Source organism: Enorma massiliensis phI (assembly GCF_000311845.1).
Taxonomy (GTDB): domain Bacteria; phylum Actinomycetota; class Coriobacteriia; order Coriobacteriales; family Coriobacteriaceae; genus Enorma; species Enorma massiliensis.
The window spans coordinates 814,367-829,472 of sequence record NZ_HE978574.1 but is presented as its reverse complement, the minus strand read 5'-3'; the positions used below and the strand labels follow the sequence as shown (position 1 = coordinate 829,472).

15 protein-coding genes and 1 pseudogene are annotated in these 15,106 nt (G+C 62.6%); 7 read left to right on the top strand and 9 right to left on the bottom strand.

Translation table 11 applies throughout. The features are described from left to right. Window position 1 precedes the first annotated feature (1 nt). The 3 genes from HGEM_RS03405 to HGEM_RS03395 form a co-directional block, all read right to left on the bottom strand. Window positions 2-838 (bottom strand): carbohydrate ABC transporter permease, encoded by an 837-nt coding sequence (locus HGEM_RS03405; RefSeq protein WP_019128007.1) that lies wholly within the window; start codon window positions 836-838, stop codon window positions 2-4. Further along, a complete protein-coding gene (locus tag HGEM_RS03400) occupies window positions 839-1,681 on the bottom strand; it encodes a carbohydrate ABC transporter permease (RefSeq protein WP_019128006.1) in 843 nt (280 codons plus the stop codon). 118 nt (window positions 1,682-1,799) lie between these two features. Continuing rightward, on the bottom strand, window positions 1,800-3,152 hold the full coding sequence (locus tag HGEM_RS03395; protein WP_019128005.1) for an ABC transporter substrate-binding protein: 1,353 nt from the start codon (window positions 3,150-3,152) through the stop codon (window positions 1,800-1,802). 415 nt (window positions 3,153-3,567) lie between these two features. Between HGEM_RS03395 and HGEM_RS03390 the strand changes: the two genes are divergently transcribed. The 3 genes and pseudogenes from HGEM_RS03390 to HGEM_RS10435 form a co-directional block, all read left to right on the top strand. Continuing rightward, a complete protein-coding gene (locus HGEM_RS03390; protein WP_019128004.1) occupies window positions 3,568-4,431 on the top strand; it encodes a YaaA family protein in 864 nt (287 codons plus the stop codon). Next, a complete protein-coding gene (locus HGEM_RS10440; protein WP_019128003.1) occupies window positions 4,428-4,583 on the top strand; it encodes a hypothetical protein in 156 nt (51 codons plus the stop codon). The genes HGEM_RS03390 and HGEM_RS10440 overlap by 4 nt, the downstream gene beginning before the upstream one ends. A 30-nt stretch (window positions 4,584-4,613) precedes the next feature. Then, window positions 4,614-4,889 (top strand): annotated as a pseudogene (locus HGEM_RS10435) (GNAT family N-acetyltransferase); the annotation flags it as partial. A gap of 71 nt (window positions 4,890-4,960) precedes the next feature. Here the strand turns inward: HGEM_RS10435 and HGEM_RS03380 are convergent. Continuing rightward, a complete protein-coding gene (locus HGEM_RS03380; protein ID WP_019128001.1) occupies window positions 4,961-5,878 on the bottom strand; it encodes a tyrosine-protein phosphatase in 918 nt (305 codons plus the stop codon). A 1,307-nt stretch (window positions 5,879-7,185) separates the two neighbouring features. Here HGEM_RS03380 and thiC point away from each other — a divergent pair. The 4 genes from thiC (at window position 7,186) to thiD (ending at window position 11,311) form a co-directional block, all read left to right on the top strand. Next, a complete protein-coding gene (gene thiC / locus HGEM_RS03375) occupies window positions 7,186-8,553 on the top strand; it encodes a phosphomethylpyrimidine synthase ThiC (RefSeq protein WP_035100625.1) in 1,368 nt (455 codons plus the stop codon). 204 nt (window positions 8,554-8,757) lie between these two features. After that, window positions 8,758-9,591: a hydroxyethylthiazole kinase gene (gene thiM, locus HGEM_RS03370; RefSeq protein ID WP_019127999.1), complete on the top strand. Its 834-nt coding sequence runs from the start codon at window positions 8,758-8,760 to the stop codon at window positions 9,589-9,591. A 1-nt stretch (window position 9,592) separates the two neighbouring features. Continuing rightward, window positions 9,593-10,315, top strand: a complete 723-nt coding sequence (gene thiE / locus HGEM_RS03365) for a thiamine phosphate synthase (RefSeq protein WP_154646798.1) — start codon at window positions 9,593-9,595, stop codon at window positions 10,313-10,315. A gap of 180 nt (window positions 10,316-10,495) precedes the next feature. Next, window positions 10,496-11,311: a bifunctional hydroxymethylpyrimidine kinase/phosphomethylpyrimidine kinase gene (gene thiD / locus HGEM_RS03360; protein ID WP_019127997.1), complete on the top strand. Its 816-nt coding sequence runs from the start codon at window positions 10,496-10,498 to the stop codon at window positions 11,309-11,311. An 85-nt stretch (window positions 11,312-11,396) separates the two neighbouring features. Here the strand turns inward: thiD and HGEM_RS03355 are convergent, their stop codons facing one another. The 5 genes from HGEM_RS03355 to HGEM_RS03335 all read right to left on the bottom strand — a co-directional run bounded on the left by HGEM_RS03355 (window position 11,397) and on the right by HGEM_RS03335 (window position 14,953). Then, complete coding sequence (locus HGEM_RS03355) at window positions 11,397-11,759, bottom strand: hypothetical protein (protein ID WP_022349853.1); 363 nt, start codon at window positions 11,757-11,759, stop codon at window positions 11,397-11,399. A gap of 281 nt (window positions 11,760-12,040) precedes the next feature. Then, window positions 12,041-12,877, bottom strand: coding sequence for a PTS system mannose/fructose/sorbose family transporter subunit IID (locus HGEM_RS03350; protein ID WP_019127995.1), 837 nt, complete (start codon window positions 12,875-12,877; stop codon window positions 12,041-12,043). A gap of 39 nt (window positions 12,878-12,916) precedes the next feature. Next, window positions 12,917-13,696, bottom strand: a complete 780-nt coding sequence (locus HGEM_RS03345; protein WP_019127994.1) for a PTS mannose/fructose/sorbose/N-acetylgalactosamine transporter subunit IIC — start codon at window positions 13,694-13,696, stop codon at window positions 12,917-12,919. 13 nt (window positions 13,697-13,709) lie between these two features. Continuing rightward, complete coding sequence (locus tag HGEM_RS03340) at window positions 13,710-14,183, bottom strand: PTS sugar transporter subunit IIB (RefSeq protein WP_019127993.1); 474 nt, start codon at window positions 14,181-14,183, stop codon at window positions 13,710-13,712. Next, window positions 14,180-14,953, bottom strand: a complete 774-nt coding sequence (locus HGEM_RS03335; RefSeq protein ID WP_019127992.1) for a BtpA/SgcQ family protein — start codon at window positions 14,951-14,953, stop codon at window positions 14,180-14,182. The genes HGEM_RS03340 and HGEM_RS03335 overlap by 4 nt, the downstream gene beginning before the upstream one ends. Window positions 14,954-15,106: the final 153 nt, after the last annotated feature.

Sequence of the window (15,106 nt, the reverse complement as noted above, 5' to 3'; positions counted from 1 at the left end):
CCTAGCCCTTGACCGCGCCTGCGGCGACGCCCTTGATGATGTGCTTCTGGCAGAGCAGATAGAACACCACCACGGGGATGACCGCCATGATGAGGGCCGCCATGATGGCGCCCATGTCCACGCGGCCGTACGATCCCTTCATGAACTGGATCACGATGGAGATCGTCTTGTAATCGTTCGTGTCGAGCACGAGGTACGGCAGGAGGAAGTCGTTCCAGATCCACATGGTTTGCAGGATGCCCACCGAGATATAGGTGGGCTTCATGATGGGAAGCACCACCGAGAAGAAGGTGCGCAGCGGCGAGCAGCCGTCGATGAGCGCGGCCTCCTCGATCTCGATGGGAATCGATTTCACGAAGCCGCAGAACATGAAGACCGCAAGGCCCGCTCCAAAGCCAAGATAGATGATGATGATTCCCCAAGGGGTGTCGAGGTTCAGGCGGTCGGCCACGAGCGAGAGGGTGAACATGACCATCTGGAAGGGCACGACCATCGAGAGCACGCACAGCAAATAGACGGCCCGGTTGAACCGGTTGCTCACACGGGTGATGAACCACGCGCACATGGAGCAGCACAGCAGGATGACAAAGACCGAGCCGATGGTGATGAAGACCGTCCACCACACCGCATCGAGGAAGCCATAGCGATCGATGGCCTGGATGTAGTTCTCGAGACCCACGAAGGTCTGCTCGGTGGGCAGCTCGAAGGGCTGCAAGCTAATGAAGGTGCGGCTCTTGAACGAGTCCATGAGCACGATGATGATGGGCAGCACCCAGATGAAGCACAGCACGCAGAAGAACGCCGTGCCCACCCAACTCAAGATATGCTTGCGTTTCATTTACTGCTGCACCTCCTTGGAGCGCGTCACGCGCAGCTGGATGAGGCCGATGGCCACGACCACGAGGCAGAAGATGACGGCCTTCGCCTGGCCCACGCCCTCCCAGCCGGTACGGCCGTAGAAGGTGTTGTAGATGTTAAGCGCCAAGAGCTCGGAGAGCTTCGAGGGCTCGCCCGCCGTAAGCGACAGGTTCTGGTCGAAGAGCTTGAAGCCGTTGGTGATCGAGAGGAACGTGCAGATGGTGATCGAGGGCATCATCATGGGGATGATGACGCTCTTCAGACGCTCCCACGGACCGGCGCCGTCGACCTCGGCGGCCTCGAGCACGTCGGTGGGAATCGACTGCAAGCCGGCGATGTAGACGATCATCATGTAACCGATCTGCTGCCACGAGACCAAGATCACGAGCCCCGCGAAGCCGTACCATTCATTGAGGTTGATGGCTTGGCTGTACTGCGCCAGGATACCGTTGAAGATGAGCTGCCAGATATAGCCCAGCACGATGCCGCCGATGAGGTTGGGCATGAAGAACACCGTGCGGAAGAGGTTCGTCCCGCGCATCTTCTGCGTGAGGGCGAGCGCCAGCGCGAATGCGATGACATTGATCACGAGAAGCGACACGATGGCGAAGAGGGCCGTGTACCAGAACGCATGCTGGAAGATGGTGTCCTGGAACGCACGAAGGTAGTTCTCGATACCGGTGAACTGCGCATCCGTCACCGTGGTGAAATCGCAGAACGACAGCCACACGCCCAAGATAAACGGCACGATGAAGCCGATGAGAAACGAGACGAGCGTAGGCACCAAAAAGACAGGCCAATACTTCTTGATTGCTTTTTCCATATGCTGACCTCCTTACCCTAGAGACAGCGACGGCGGGCGGGAACCTGCCCCGCCCGCCGTGACGTTACGATGCAGGCAGGAAGCCGGATGCCCGGCTCCCGTTACAGCATGTACCGGGCTACTCTGCCGCAGCGGCCGCCTCGGTGGCCCAGCCATCGACGAATGCGGTCACGACGCCGTCCCAGTTGCCATCGGTCTGGTCCGCAGCATAGGTGGTGAGAGCGGAGCCCACGCCGTTCTTCCACTCCTCGCTCGGCATGGTCGAGAAGTTCCAGGAAACCGGGGTCTTTTCGGAGTTGACCTCGTCGGCGATCTGGTTGAGCACGTTCTCGGAAGGCTGGTTGCCCTCGAACGGGATCACGAAGCCCATGCCGGCCTCACCGGAGGGCATGGCGCCGTCGGCGCCGCACATGGCCTTGGTGCCGGTATCGGACGTCACGCACCAGTTGATGAAGTCGAGCGTCGCCTGGATGTTGTCCTCGGAGGCGTTCTTGTTCACGCACCAGTAGTTCTCGGAGCCCGTGCAGATGCCCTGGTCCTCTTCACCCTCGACACCGATGTAAATCGGGAGCAGGCCGAGGTTGTCGTCGCCGACCTCGGAGATGTTCGCGTACTCCCAGGTGCCGTTCTGATAGAACACGGCCTGACCGGTCACGAACTCGGCGGTGGCGTCGTCGGCGGTCTTCGTGGAGAGCACGCCCGGCTCGCAGGTTGCGTTGTTGATGTAGAGGTCCCAGATCTGGCGATAGTTATCGAGATAGAGGCCTTCGATGGCATCGGTGTTGTCGATGCCCTTCTCCTTGTACTCGTAGTAGATCGGGAGGTTGGCCAGGTGGGTCTTGAAGCGCCAGTCGGAGCTGGAATCCATACCGGCAGAGGTGAAGGCGCTAAAGCCGAGCTCGTCCTTGCGGGCGGTGATGTCCTCGACGACCTTCTTCAGGGAATCGAAGTTGGTGATGTCCGCCTCGGAGTAACCGGCCTGGTCGAGCAGGCTCTTGTTGTAGATGAGGCCATAGGACTCGATGACGTAGGCCACACCCTTGGTCTTGCCGTCCTCGCCCTTGAGGGCATAGGAATCGTCGGTGAGGGTCTTCATGACGTCGGCGTCGTCGAGGTCGAGGCAGTAATCCGTCCACGAAGCCAGGCCAACCGGGCCGTTTACCTGGAAGAGGGTCGGGGCCTCGGACTTGGCCATCTCGGACTTCAGCGTGGTCTCATACTGGCCGGAAGCGGCGGTCTTCACCGTTACGGGAACACCGGTCTCCTCGGTGTACAGCTCAGCGAGCTCCTGCCACTGAGCATCCTGCTCGGGCTTGAAGTTGAGGTAGTAGACCTCGCCCGCCGCGCTCGCGCCGCCGCTGCCCGCCGTGCTGCCGGTGTCGCCACCGCCCGAGCAGCCCGTCGCCGCGATCGCCGCGACACCTGCCGTGGCACCGAGCCCAGCCGTGATGAACTGACGACGATTCATCATGATAGTTTCCTCCTCACGTTTGAATTGAAATTGGAAACGTTTCCAATTTCTGTTGGCATTATTATCGCTCGCCAGCGCTTTCGCAGAAATGAAACGTTTCCAAAATGACCGTTCATGGAGTACGCTGCGCCGTCTACCGCTCACGATTCGGCGAGCGGTCGAAATATGGAACAGTTCCACGGAAGGGCTCCGCGAGCGGTCTGGCGTCGTCCCGCGAGCGGTGACCCATCAGCGCATGAGACAATCGTGCCGGGTTAAACTGTCTCATGTGAGACAGTTGTGCCGGGTTAAACTGTCTCATACTGCCGCGCATCTCCCGCTGAGCGTGAGACAATCGTGCCGTCGCCCCCCTTGCCCCCCTGCCCCACCTCGCCCCCCCTGTCGCGCCTACCGCGACACGCTCTGAAAGGACGCCATGCTCCAGGCCATCATCTCCCCCGCTAAGCAGATGCGCGTTGCTCAAGACGCGTTCGCGCCGCAGGGCATCCCTCCCTTCCCCACCGCGACGGAGCGCCTGCGCCAGGAACTCCTTCGCATCGAGCGCGAACAAGGTGCCGACGGCCTCAAGAAGCTCTGGCGCGTAAACGACAAGCTCCTCAACCAGAACATCAAGCGGCTGCACGGCCTCACGCCCGTTCTCGACGAAGGGCAGCTCGCTGAGCCGGATGTTGCCCGCGCGGTTTCGGCGGCGGCGTTTTCCTACGTCGGCATTCAGTACCAGAGCCTCGCGCCCGAGGTGCTCGACCTCGATGCGCTCTCGTGGATTCAAGACCACCTCTGGATTCTCTCGGGCTTTTATGGATGCGCGCGGCCCTTCGATGCCGTCCAGCCCTACCGGCTCGAAATGGGCGCCAAGCTTTCGATCGACGGCGCGCGCGACCTTTACGCGTTCTGGGGCGGCCGCATCGCAGACGCAATCGAGGGCGCGGCGACGCACGGGGACGCCACGGAAACTGAACCCGCCCTCATCGTGAACCTCGCAAGCGTCGAGTACGCCAAGGCGGTTCTTCCCTACACGGCGCCAACCACACAGATCGCTACCTGCGTCTTTGGCGAAGACCTTCGAGACGGAAAGCCCGTGCAGCGCGCCACCGCAAGCAAGATTGCCCGTGGGTCCATGGTCCGATGGATGGCGGAACGGCACATCGAACGGGCCGAAGACCTCACGCGGTTCAACATAGGCTACCGCTACGCGCCGGAGCTTTGCGACGAGCGACAGCTCAAAACAGGCGCTCGCGAGCAAACGCTGGTGTTTTTGCGCGAGGAGCTCCGTGCATGAATACTCCGTTCGCCATTCAACCTTTTCGGCAAGAGGACCTTCCCGCCGTTCTCGAGCTCTTCTGGGAGACCGTTCACACGGTCAACGCCGATGCATATTCTGCAGGCCAGCTCGATGCCTGGGCGCCCGCCGACCCCGACATCCAAGCCTAGAAAACCTCCCTTGCGGCGCATCGAGCCTACGTTGCAGTTGACAGCGCGGGCAAGCTGGTCGGGTTCGGCGACATCGCGCAGGGCCACATCGACCGTCTGTATGTGCATGCTTCTTGCCTTGGCCAGGGAGTCGGCAGCGCCCTCTTGCGCGAGCTCGAGCGCGATGCGCCGCGCCCGCTCGACGTCGAGGCGTCCATTACGGCAAAGCCCTTCTTTGAACGCCACGGCTACCGCGCCGTTGCCCGGCAAACGGTAACGCGCCGCGGCATCGAGCTAACAAACTATCGCATGGTGAAGCGTGGCTGATAACACCCAAAAGTCCGCATGAAAAGGCCCGAGCCGAACAGCGCAACGCCCGTCACTGCGCTGCGGCCGCGCTACGACAGATACCGCTCGCGCAGCTGCTCAACCTCAGCAGGCGTTACCTCAAGCGCTTCGTGGATATACCCCATAAGGCTGCCGTAGCGCTCGCTCGCCGCGTCGCGGGCGGCGCACAGGGCGCGAATAACCGCCGGGTAGCTGAACGTTTGCTCATTTGTGGCGAAGATGTTCGTTGCCAGATAATCCGCCTCGATATCTTCCCAGCTCACCCCGAGCACGGTCTCAACGAGCGCAGAAGCGAGACCGCAGCGGTCGCGGCCCACCGAGCAGTGCCAGAGCGCGGCGCCCTCCGGGAGCTCGATGATGCTCCGCATGAGCGAGCGGTAGCCGAGCATGCCCGAGGCACTCATAAGCAGGTAGCGGTACATGATTTCCATGTTGTCATCGGAGTCATCGCGCATCGAGCGCTCGAACTCACGACGCTCGCGGGCGATTTTCTCGCGCGTGGCCTTCTCCTGCGTGATACCTGTCGCGCTGCGCGCGAGAATGTCGGCATGCACGTAACGCGCGCCAGGGAAAGCATCCATGGGATCGGGAATCTCGATGAGCTCCTCGTCGTTGCGAAGGTCCACCACGAGCATGAGGTGGTACTCATCGCGCAGCCGCCTGAGGTCCGCGTCGCTGCCAAACCCGAGCGCACCAGAGCGGAGCAGCAAGCCCGGCTTCACGCGTGAGCCCTCGGCGGCAGCGAGCCCGCCCAGGTCGCGGGTGTTGGGCAAGTGGCCGAAATCGATCCAGCCATAGGTCTCGCGCTCTGCCGGCCCCACCGCAGCGGGAACCTCGACCGCGAAGGGAGCCTGCTCCTCGATGGCCTCGATACGGCGCGCAATGCGCTCCCGAACCTCGGCCACGCCGCCCGGCGCCGCGCCGGCAATGCTTCCATCCTGCGGATACAGCTCTGCAGCCTTAGACATATATGCACACTCCCTGCGTCTCAGCTAGCGCCGCCATGCCAACATGGCCTCAGCGCCCCTTCCATCGACGCATCATTGTGACAGCTCCCCGCTTGCTTCGCATCAGCATTATGTAAGGACCAGATTCGCCACACGAACGCGGCTACGGCTTGCCTGCGAATGGGCCGTTCGCCTCCTCGTCGTGGTCGATGGCCGCGCCTACCGCGTGACCGTGACGATTAGCCCGAGGTAAGCGGAGGACCCGCGCCCCGGCCAAGTGAACCCAAGAGCCGGGACGTGGGCCGCGTCGAGTTCATTGTACCCGAAACGACAGCCGACCTAATGGCGGCCTGAGAGGAGGACGGCGCGTACGCAACCGACAGTGCGGCCCCAGCCAGAACGACACAGGTTCAAAACGGCTTCAGCAGCTATTACGCACGCCTCGTCGCTTGATTACCACCCAGAAAGCAGGAAGCCACCGCTCCAAAGCTGGAAGATCTGCATCTTTGGCAGCATCTCAATAGTTTTATAACCTGCCGGATCAGCAAGCCGCTTGGAAGCCATAGCTGCGGCGGAGGCCGCGTCCGCATGAGATGCAGTCGCGACTTTTTTATACAACCCCCTATCCGAGCAAATGAAACCAAAAATGCGCTAAGTCGGTCTTTTTTCCTGCGAAACGCGGGTGCCGACCGCCCAACAGGCTGGTAGAGCGCTCGCCGCGGGCGGTCTACCAGCGTGGTTGACAAATCCGACACCCGAACTGCAGGAATAAAGACCGACTTAGCGCAAATTTGGATAGATTCTCGCAGACAGGGGAGGTATTACATTTTGACAAGGCCGCTTCCTCGCAACGTTTAATTACCGGCAAGCATGCCGTTGCTCCAAAACCGATACAGCGCTTTTCTCCCTGCACCAAGAAACAATATGAGCCTATCACTAAGCGCTTCTCAAACGTATCTCCCCTTCCCCGCCCTACACGGCATGCGCCCCACAAGCGCTCTCTCCATCGTCGGAAGCGATCAAATCGCAGGCACGCGCGGAGGAAGCACGATTGCCGACTTCCAAGATAGGAGCCCGATTGACTCCCACCACGTCCGATCGGCCAAACCCGATCAGCCCGCGCTGCCCGCGCCAGCGTATAATGAGCTTCGGGCCGTGGCGGCGTGCATGCCGCGCGGCAAAACATAACGGGGAGCTTGCAGGAGCGAAGGCGAGGCCGAACGCGATAACGCGCGACGGACGCCAGCGCAGCGGCAGGCTGAGAGGGGGCGCGCCCGCCCCGACTCGTGGAACCTGACATGGGTAATGCCAACGAAGGGAGCATGCGTATGGACGCACCGCAAACTGCAACAACTGCATCGGGCACGGGAGGCGAAGCCGCCCACAAGCTCGTCACGCAAATGGATTTCGCCCGTGCAGGCGTCATCACCGACGCCATGCGCGCCGTGGCTGAGGCGGAACACCGCGATCCAGAATTCATCCGCGCAGGCGTGGCCGCTGGCCGCATCGCCATTCCAGCCAACGTGCGGCACCTCGCGGCGGGCCTCAAGCCCGCGGGCGTGGGCGAGGGCCTCTCCACGAAGGTCAACGTGAACCTTGGCATCTCGGGAGATGTCGCAGACGCTGCCGTGGAATGGGAGAAGGTCGCTTGCGCCGAGCGCCTGGGCGCCGACGCCATCATGGACCTCTCCAACTCCGGAAAGACGCGCTTTTTCCGCCAGGAACTCGTGCAAAAGACGCCGCTCATGGTGGGCACCGTGCCCATGTACGACGCTATCGGCTACATGGAGAAGCCGCTCGTCAAGCTCACCAAAGACGACCTGCTGGCCACCGTTCGCGCGCACGCGGAAGACGGCGTGGACTTCCTCACCATCCACTGCGGCATCAATCGCTCGGTCATCAAGACCTTCAAAGAAACCGGCCGCCTCATGAACATCGTGAGCCGCGGCGGGTCGCTCCTGTTCGGCTGGATGGAGGTCACCGGTAACGAGAATCCCTTCTATGAGTACTATGACGAGGTCCTGGAAATCTGTCACGAATACGACGTGACCATTTCGCTGGGCGACTCCTGCCGACCGGGATGCCTCTTCGATTCCAACGATGCGGCAGAGACAGCCGAGATGATCGAGCTCGGCAAGCTCACGAAGCGCGCATGGGACGCCGGCGTGCAGGTGATGATCGAAGGCCCGGGCCACATGGCCATCAACGAGATCGCGGCGAACGTGGCGTTGCAGAAGCGCCTGTGCCACGGCGCCCCCTACTATGTGCTGGGGCCGCTCGTGACGGACATCGGCGTGGGCTACGACCACATCACAGCGGCCATCGGCGGAGCGATCAGCGCAAGCGCCGGGGCGGACTTCCTCTGCTACGTGACGCCGGCGGAGCACCTGTGCCTGCCCGACGCCGACGATGTGCGCGAGGGGCTCATCGCTACGAAGATCGCCGCGCATGCCGCCGACGTCGCGAAGGGCGTGCCGCACGCGCGCGACGTGGACGATCGCATGGGTGATGCACGACGCCGCCTTGATTGGAATGAGATGTGGAACTACGCGCTCGACGCCGATACGGCCCGCGCCCGCTACGAGGCATCGCCCGCCTCGACCGAGGGGACCTGCACCATGTGCGGCAAGATGTGCGCGGTCCGCACGGTCAACAAGGTGTTTGAGGGCACGACGATCGACCTCGGCACGGAATAACAAAGCAAAGGGCCTGGGCCTATACCTCCGTGCTCAAACATTCTCGGGAGTTCGGCAGAGCCGAACTCCCTGTGAAACTGCGCGCGGAGGTATAGGCCTAGGCCTCCGCAAGGCGTTGTCGGCACTGAGATCGAGCGTCGCACTAACACCTTGTCGACGACGATGCTTCAGTAAGTAAGTAAGTAAGTAAGAAAGGACTTCACCATGGATAAGAACATGCTTGGCACTGCACTTGAGAACGTCCGCGCAACGACGCCGCTCGTGCACTGCATCACCAACTACGTCACCGTCAACGACTGCGCCAACGCGCTGCTCGCCTGCGGTGGCTCCCCCATCATGGCGGACGACGAGAACGACGCCCCCGCCATCACGCAGATCTGCGGCGGCCTCGTGCTCAACATCGGCACGCTGAACGCCCGGACCGTTGCCACCATGCACAAGGCGGGCAAGGTCGCCGGGGAGCTCGGCCATACCATCGTGCTCGATCCGGTTGGCGCCGGCGCCTCCGCCATGCGCACCGAGACGGCCGCCGCGCTCATCGACGAGCTGCCCGTCACCGTCGTTCGCGGCAACATGAGCGAGATCAAGGCCCTTACCGGCGCCGCAGCCGCAACCCGCGGCGTGGACGCCAACCCCGACGACGCCGTGACCGACGAGAACCTCGCCGAGGTCGCCGCCATCGTGTGCGAGCTTGCCGCCAAGCTCGGCTGCGTGGTCGCCGTGACGGGGGCAATCGACCTCGTTGCCACCGCCGACCGTGCCCTCGCCGTGCGAAACGGCCGCCCCATCATGGGCAAGATCACGGGCACGGGCTGCATGCTGGACACGATCATCGCCGCCTACGTGGTGGCCAACCCCGAGCACGCGCTCGAGGCGACCGCTGCCGCCATTGCCGGTTGGGGCCTTGCAGGCGAAGTCGCGGAGGGGCGCATGGGCGAGCTCGACGGCAACGCGAGCTTCCGCACCTACCTCATCGACGCTGCCTATAACATGACGGCCGACCAGCTCATGAACGGTGCCCAGGTCGAGGAGCTCTAACATGGCTGAGTCAATATGGGACGGGTCTGTTTTGACTCATAGCCCCGAATGCTCCACAAAGGCCCCCTGTTCGCGCGGGCCATGGTCGCCGGAAGATATCCGCCGCGGCATGCACCTCTACGCCGTAACCGACAGCGCCTGGCTCGGCGAGCGCACGCTCGCCGAGTGTGTAGAGCAGGTGGTTGAAAACGGCGCGACCTTCGTGCAACTGCGCGAGAAGCACGCCTCTACCGAGGAAATCGTTGGGCTTGCCCAGACCATCATTCCCATCTGCCGCGCCCACCGAGTTCCCTTCCTCATCGACGACGATGTCGAGGCCGCGAAGCTCGCGGGCGCAGACGGCGTGCACGTGGGCCAAAGCGACACCGCCTGCGCCGAGGCGCGCCGCATCTTGGGACCGGATGCCATCGTCGGCGTCTCTGCCCAGACAGTCGAGGAGGCCCGTGCCGCCGAGGAAGCCGGTGCGGACTACCTCGGCGTCGGGGCGCTCATCCCCACGCCCACCAAGCCGGACGCGGTCGATGTCACCAAGGACGAGCTCGCGCGGATCTGCAGCACCGTGAGCATCCCCGTCGTGGGCATCGGTGGCCTGCACGCGGGAACACTCGATGTGCTCGCCGATACCGGCGTCGATGGCGCCGCCGTGGTCTCCGCCATCTTCGCAGCCGACGATATCCCGGCAGCGACCCGTGCGCTTGCCGCCGAAATCGACCGGGTCCTTTAGGCAAAACGCCGTCTCACCCGAAAAGCGGCACGCGCCTCGCACCGAGAGGGTCTGAAATAACCCTCTCGGTGCTTTTTTGGTTCGTGGGCAAAAGGTTCGCATACATGATGGGCTCGACGCGCGCCATGGGGAACAATAAGACCAGCCGCATGTCGCGGCCGCAAATGAAAGCGAGGCTCCATGCAGACGAAAACCATCCCCGCCGTCCTTTCCATCGCTGGCTCTGATTCGAGTGGCGGCGCGGGCATCCAGGCGGATATCAAGACCATCGCAGCCCACCGCCTCTTCGCGGAAACTGCCATCACCGCGCTCACCGCCCAGAACACGACCGGCGTGCGTGCCGTGCAGGAGGCCACGCCGGAATTCGTGGCGCAGCAGATCGACGCCGTCTTCGAAGACATCCCCCCTGCAGCGGTCAAGATCGGCATGGTCTCTTCCGCCGCCATCATCGAAACCATCGCCGAACGTTTGAAATACTGGAACGCCGTCAACATCGTGGTCGACCCCGTCATGGTTGCCACGTCGGGCGCTCGCCTCATAAGCGAAGACGCCGTCGAGGCGCTCACCGAACGGCTATTGCCCCTCGCGACAGTCATCACGCCGAACGTCATGGAGGCCGAGGCTCTCTCCGGCATGAGCATCGAGAGCAGCCGAGACCAAGCACTCGTAGCGCAGGCCCTGGTCGAGCGGTTCGGGTGCGCCGTCCTCGTCAAAGGTGGCCACAACGTCAACGATGCAAACGATGTGCTGGCAGAGCCATCCCCGGGCACAGGCGACGCGCCTGAGGTCACTTGGTTCCGCCACGAGCGCGTGGTCACCGAGAACACCCATGGCACCGGATGCACGCTTTCCTCGGCCATAGCCTGCGGGCTTGCGCAGGGGCGGACGCTCCCCGAAGCCATCGACCAGGCGAAGACGTATCTCACCGGGGCGCTCGCCGCGGGGCTCGACCTGGGCCACGGATCGGGGCCGGTCGACCACATGTGGGCATACTGATCTTTGCAACACTCGCGTTACGGTACACGTGGCCGACCCCACTTGAGCGAGCGGGGTCGGCTGCTTTTCTCTGCATCGGCGGTCATCAAAGGTGGAGGCGCCCCAATAGCTCGGGATATCCTTCGTCCACAGCATCGTTGAACTGGCGTGCGTAGAGCCCAACCGCCAAGTACCATGTGAGCAGCAGCAACAGAGTCACCATCACGAGGATCGCAGCTGTCGCGACAAGCACCGCCGCCGTCCATCCCGCCAGGCTCGCGGTCATCGAACCGAGCGCCAAGCACCCCAAGGGCAGTACGACCATGAGCACACGCAGTCGCTTCATGCGCGCACGCTGGCCCCGAAGAAGCGATGCGTGCAGCATCTCGAGCTCATCGATCGAAAACCTCCGCCCAACAAGCTGCTCCCGTTCCCGGGCGCTCAGCCGATTGATATAGATGCGCGCCATCGTGCCCCCCATCGCCTGTGCATCCGCAGCCCCTCAATACTACTACTCCGCATCCCGGCAACCGTCCTGCCGAGCACGTCGCCCTAAACAAATAGGCAAGGGATTCCGGAGCGTGTTTCCCGCGCCAACTTACCCCACCCCCGCCATGGGTTTGAACGCAGGAAGGCCCCGAGGGGTTCCGAAGCGTGTTTCCCGCAGCTGTTCGGCTCCGCCGAACAGCGAGGACCACACGCGCAGGAACCCTCGGGGCCTTCCGCCGGGAGCAAAAACCCGATGCAGCTTTACGCCATCATTGACCCAATCCAGCAGGCCGCGATGCACACAACGATCGTTCCCACGAGCACCCACGTGGTCTTGAACTTCTTGCCCATGATCCAGTACATGAAGCCGAAGACGATGAGCTGGGGCAGGCACGGCATGATCATGTCGAAGTAGTCGGAAATCGGCTGCGCGAAGTCGCCGCTACCAACGGTGATCATCGACAGGTCGAGCGACACATAGCTCGCAACCATGCCACCGATGGCAGCAAGGCCCACCACGCTCACCGCAAACGTGACCTTCTCCATGAGGCCACCCTTCGCGGCATCCGTGATGAACGTCGATCCGTACTGGTAGCCGAACTTCAGGCCGAACCAGCGGATGAGCAGGCCGGGGATGTTGAAGATGAGCAGCAGCAGGATGGCGCCGAGCGGGCTGCCCTGCTGGGCGAATCCGATGGCGATGCCGGTGCCGATCACGCGGAGCGTACCGGCGATGAGCGAGTCGCCGATGCCGGCGAGCGGGCCCATGAGCGAGGTCTTGACAGCGGTGATGGCAGAATCATCGAACTCGTCGTTCGCAGCGTTCTCCTCCTCCATGGCGGCATCAATCCCCATAAGGAGGGTGGAGAGCTGCGGCGTGATGGCCATGAAATCGAGCGAGCGGGCGTAAGCGCGCTTCTGCTTCTCGCTCCCGGGCTCGTAAACCTTCTCGATAACCGGCACGATACCGAACGAATAGCCGATGTTCTGCTGCCGCTCATAGTTCCATGAGCTGTCGAGCATGCAGGAACGCCAGAACACCCGGCGCAGGTCGCGGTCGGTCAGCTTACGCTCGGGCGCAATCTTGATTTCGGACATAGCGAAAACCTCCTTCGCGGTCTTCTCAAGTAGGCGGGATTAGAACTCGTTGTCGTCTACATCGGATGCGACCTGCGTGGGCGCAAAGAGACCGGTGTTGAACACGAGCACGGCGGCGATCACCGCTGCGACAGCGGTAACGCCCACGACGTTCATCCCGCCGTACGCCACGAGCAAGAAGCCCATGAACAGGAAGCACGCGAGCTTCTTGGAGATGATCATGCGCACGAGCATCGCAAAGCCGATGGCCGGGATGATGCCCATGGCGTAGTTGAGCCCGTCGGTGATGAAGGCCGGGATGGAATCGACGATGCCCTGGATGGCCTGGGTGCCCACATAGAACCCGGCTGCGCAGAAGGCGGCAGCAGAGATGACCTGGATGAGCACGAAGCCCCAATGCATAAGGTCGATGCCCCGACGGTTGCAAGCGAGCGCGTACTGGTCCGCCTTCGCCGCCATGATGGGGCCGACGACCGCCATAAGGAAGTTCGACCACATGGACATGAGCAGCGACACCGGCACGGCGATAGCCACGGCCTCGGCAACGTCGGTGCCCGCAGCGATCACGTACGCGGTGCCGATCACGGAACCGGAGGTCATGTCAGGCGGGTTGCTCGCACCGATGGCCTGGGCGCCCAGGTACACGAGCTCGAGCGTGGCGCCCACCTGGCAGCCGGTCGCCACATCGCCGAGCGCAAGGCCGGTGAGCGCGCCGAGCACGAGCGGGCGGTTGAACAGCGCGCTGTTGAAGCAGCTGTTGCAGTAGCCGAAGGCGGACACGAAGAAAATGAATACGGTTTGCATCATCAGGTTGTCCATGGATTTCTCCTCCCTATCCGATGAGCTTCATAGCCTCATCCGAGCGCTCGCTCGGCGTCATCTGGACGAACACGTGCACGCCGGCAGCGTCGAGCTCGCGGATGCGCGCACATTCCTCATCGGAGACGAACACCGCCTCGGAGATCTGCCGCTTGCCGTCCTCCACCTTCACGCCACCGATATTGAGCTCGCGAATTGCCGGCACGGCCTTGCAGAGGCGCCAGGCATCCTCGATGCTCTCGGTGATGATGAACAGGTTGTACTTATCGGTCACGCCGCTCGTAAGCGCCTTGATGGAATCGTCCACGCTCTTCATGACGAGCTTCACACCCTGGGGCTTTGCCATGCGAAGCACCGACATGCGCAGCTCGTCCTTGGCCACCGCGTCGTTGGCAATGAGGATGCAGTCGGCACCCACCTGCCTGATCCAGGTAAATGCCACCTGGCCGTGGAGCAACCGGTGGTCGACGCGCGTCATCTTGATCATGCCGTCTCCTCCCTCACGGCGCGCACCGCGTCCATGATCGCGCGCACGTGATCGAGCGATACCTCGCCGTCATCGTGATAGGTGTCCTTGAAATAGCTGCCCACAACCGCGCCGTCCGCGATCTTCAAGCTCTCGCGCGCGTTCTCGGGGGTAACGCCCGCGGCCACGATGAGCGGGAAGTCGCCTAAGCCCGCACGGAAGGAGCGGATCTTATCGATCGAGGTCTCCTGCCCTGTTGCATCCTGCGTCACCGCTACGGCGTCGCACCGCCCCCGCGCGATCGCGAGGTCCTCTTCGAGCGTGCGGTCCGAAAGCACCGGTTGGTACTTGAAGCGCACCCCACCGAGCACGCAACCGTCGTAGCGCCCGCGGTAAAGGTCGAGAAACGCCTCGAGCGCCTCCTCGTCGCGCGGCTTCACGTGGCCTACCACCGAGTCGAGCTGGACGAACGCCGCACCGAACTCCTGAGCGAGCTCAAAGCCCATGGCATCGATGTTGAGGCAGTTCACGCCGTAGACGATTTCGCTCTTCGCCTCGCGGATGTACTCGAGCGCGCGGCGCATGTCGCCGTATGTTCCGAAGTAGTCCTCCACGATTACCGCATCGACCCCTCCCTCGATATAAAGGTCGAGCTCGCGCTTCGCACGCTCGAGGACTTCATCCGGGGTCTCTCCCTTAAGGTGCAGCATCGCCATAACGGGCTTTCGCTCTTTGAACACCGAAAGGAAGCCTTTGGCGTCCATCACCTGAACCACCTCCTCGTCCGGCATGGGCGCGCCCTCCGCTCCGCCGCTCACGGCGCCCCACGCCCTTCGGCCATCGCACGCCAACAGGCGTGTTCTTGAAATATAAAGATTTAGTGCAACTAATACAACAAGTTAATATAAGCTTAACGAGATACTTCCGTGAGCGTTGTGAAATCA

What these genes read in the sequence shown, in the direction of transcription:
- HGEM_RS03345 (WP_019127994.1), bottom strand. Translation starts at nt 13,696, where the DNA reads ATGGACAACCTGATGATGCAAACCGTATTCATTTTCTTCGTGTCCGCC.
- thiD (WP_019127997.1), top strand. Translation starts at nt 10,496, where the DNA reads ATGCAGACGAAAACCATCCCCGCCGTCCTTTCCATCGCTGGCTCTGAT.
- HGEM_RS03400 (WP_019128006.1), bottom strand. Translation starts at nt 1,681, where the DNA reads ATGGAAAAAGCAATCAAGAAGTATTGGCCTGTCTTTTTGGTGCCTACG.
- HGEM_RS03380 (WP_019128001.1), bottom strand. Translation starts at nt 5,878, where the DNA reads ATGTCTAAGGCTGCAGAGCTGTATCCGCAGGATGGAAGCATTGCCGGC.
- HGEM_RS03335 (WP_019127992.1), bottom strand. Translation starts at nt 14,953, where the DNA reads ATGCCGGACGAGGAGGTGGTTCAGGTGATGGACGCCAAAGGCTTCCTT.
- thiE (WP_154646798.1), top strand. Translation starts at nt 9,593, where the DNA reads ATGGCTGAGTCAATATGGGACGGGTCTGTTTTGACTCATAGCCCCGAA.
- HGEM_RS10440 (WP_019128003.1), top strand. Translation starts at nt 4,428, where the DNA reads ATGAATACTCCGTTCGCCATTCAACCTTTTCGGCAAGAGGACCTTCCC.
- HGEM_RS03405 (WP_019128007.1), bottom strand. Translation starts at nt 838, where the DNA reads ATGAAACGCAAGCATATCTTGAGTTGGGTGGGCACGGCGTTCTTCTGC.
- thiM (WP_019127999.1), top strand. Translation starts at nt 8,758, where the DNA reads ATGGATAAGAACATGCTTGGCACTGCACTTGAGAACGTCCGCGCAACG.
- HGEM_RS03390 (WP_019128004.1), top strand. Translation starts at nt 3,568, where the DNA reads ATGCTCCAGGCCATCATCTCCCCCGCTAAGCAGATGCGCGTTGCTCAA.
- HGEM_RS03355 (WP_022349853.1), bottom strand. Translation starts at nt 11,759, where the DNA reads ATGGCGCGCATCTATATCAATCGGCTGAGCGCCCGGGAACGGGAGCAG.
- HGEM_RS03395 (WP_019128005.1), bottom strand. Translation starts at nt 3,152, where the DNA reads ATGATGAATCGTCGTCAGTTCATCACGGCTGGGCTCGGTGCCACGGCA.
- HGEM_RS03350 (WP_019127995.1), bottom strand. Translation starts at nt 12,877, where the DNA reads ATGTCCGAAATCAAGATTGCGCCCGAGCGTAAGCTGACCGACCGCGAC.
- thiC (WP_035100625.1), top strand. Translation starts at nt 7,186, where the DNA reads ATGGACGCACCGCAAACTGCAACAACTGCATCGGGCACGGGAGGCGAA.
- HGEM_RS03340 (WP_019127993.1), bottom strand. Translation starts at nt 14,183, where the DNA reads ATGATCAAGATGACGCGCGTCGACCACCGGTTGCTCCACGGCCAGGTG.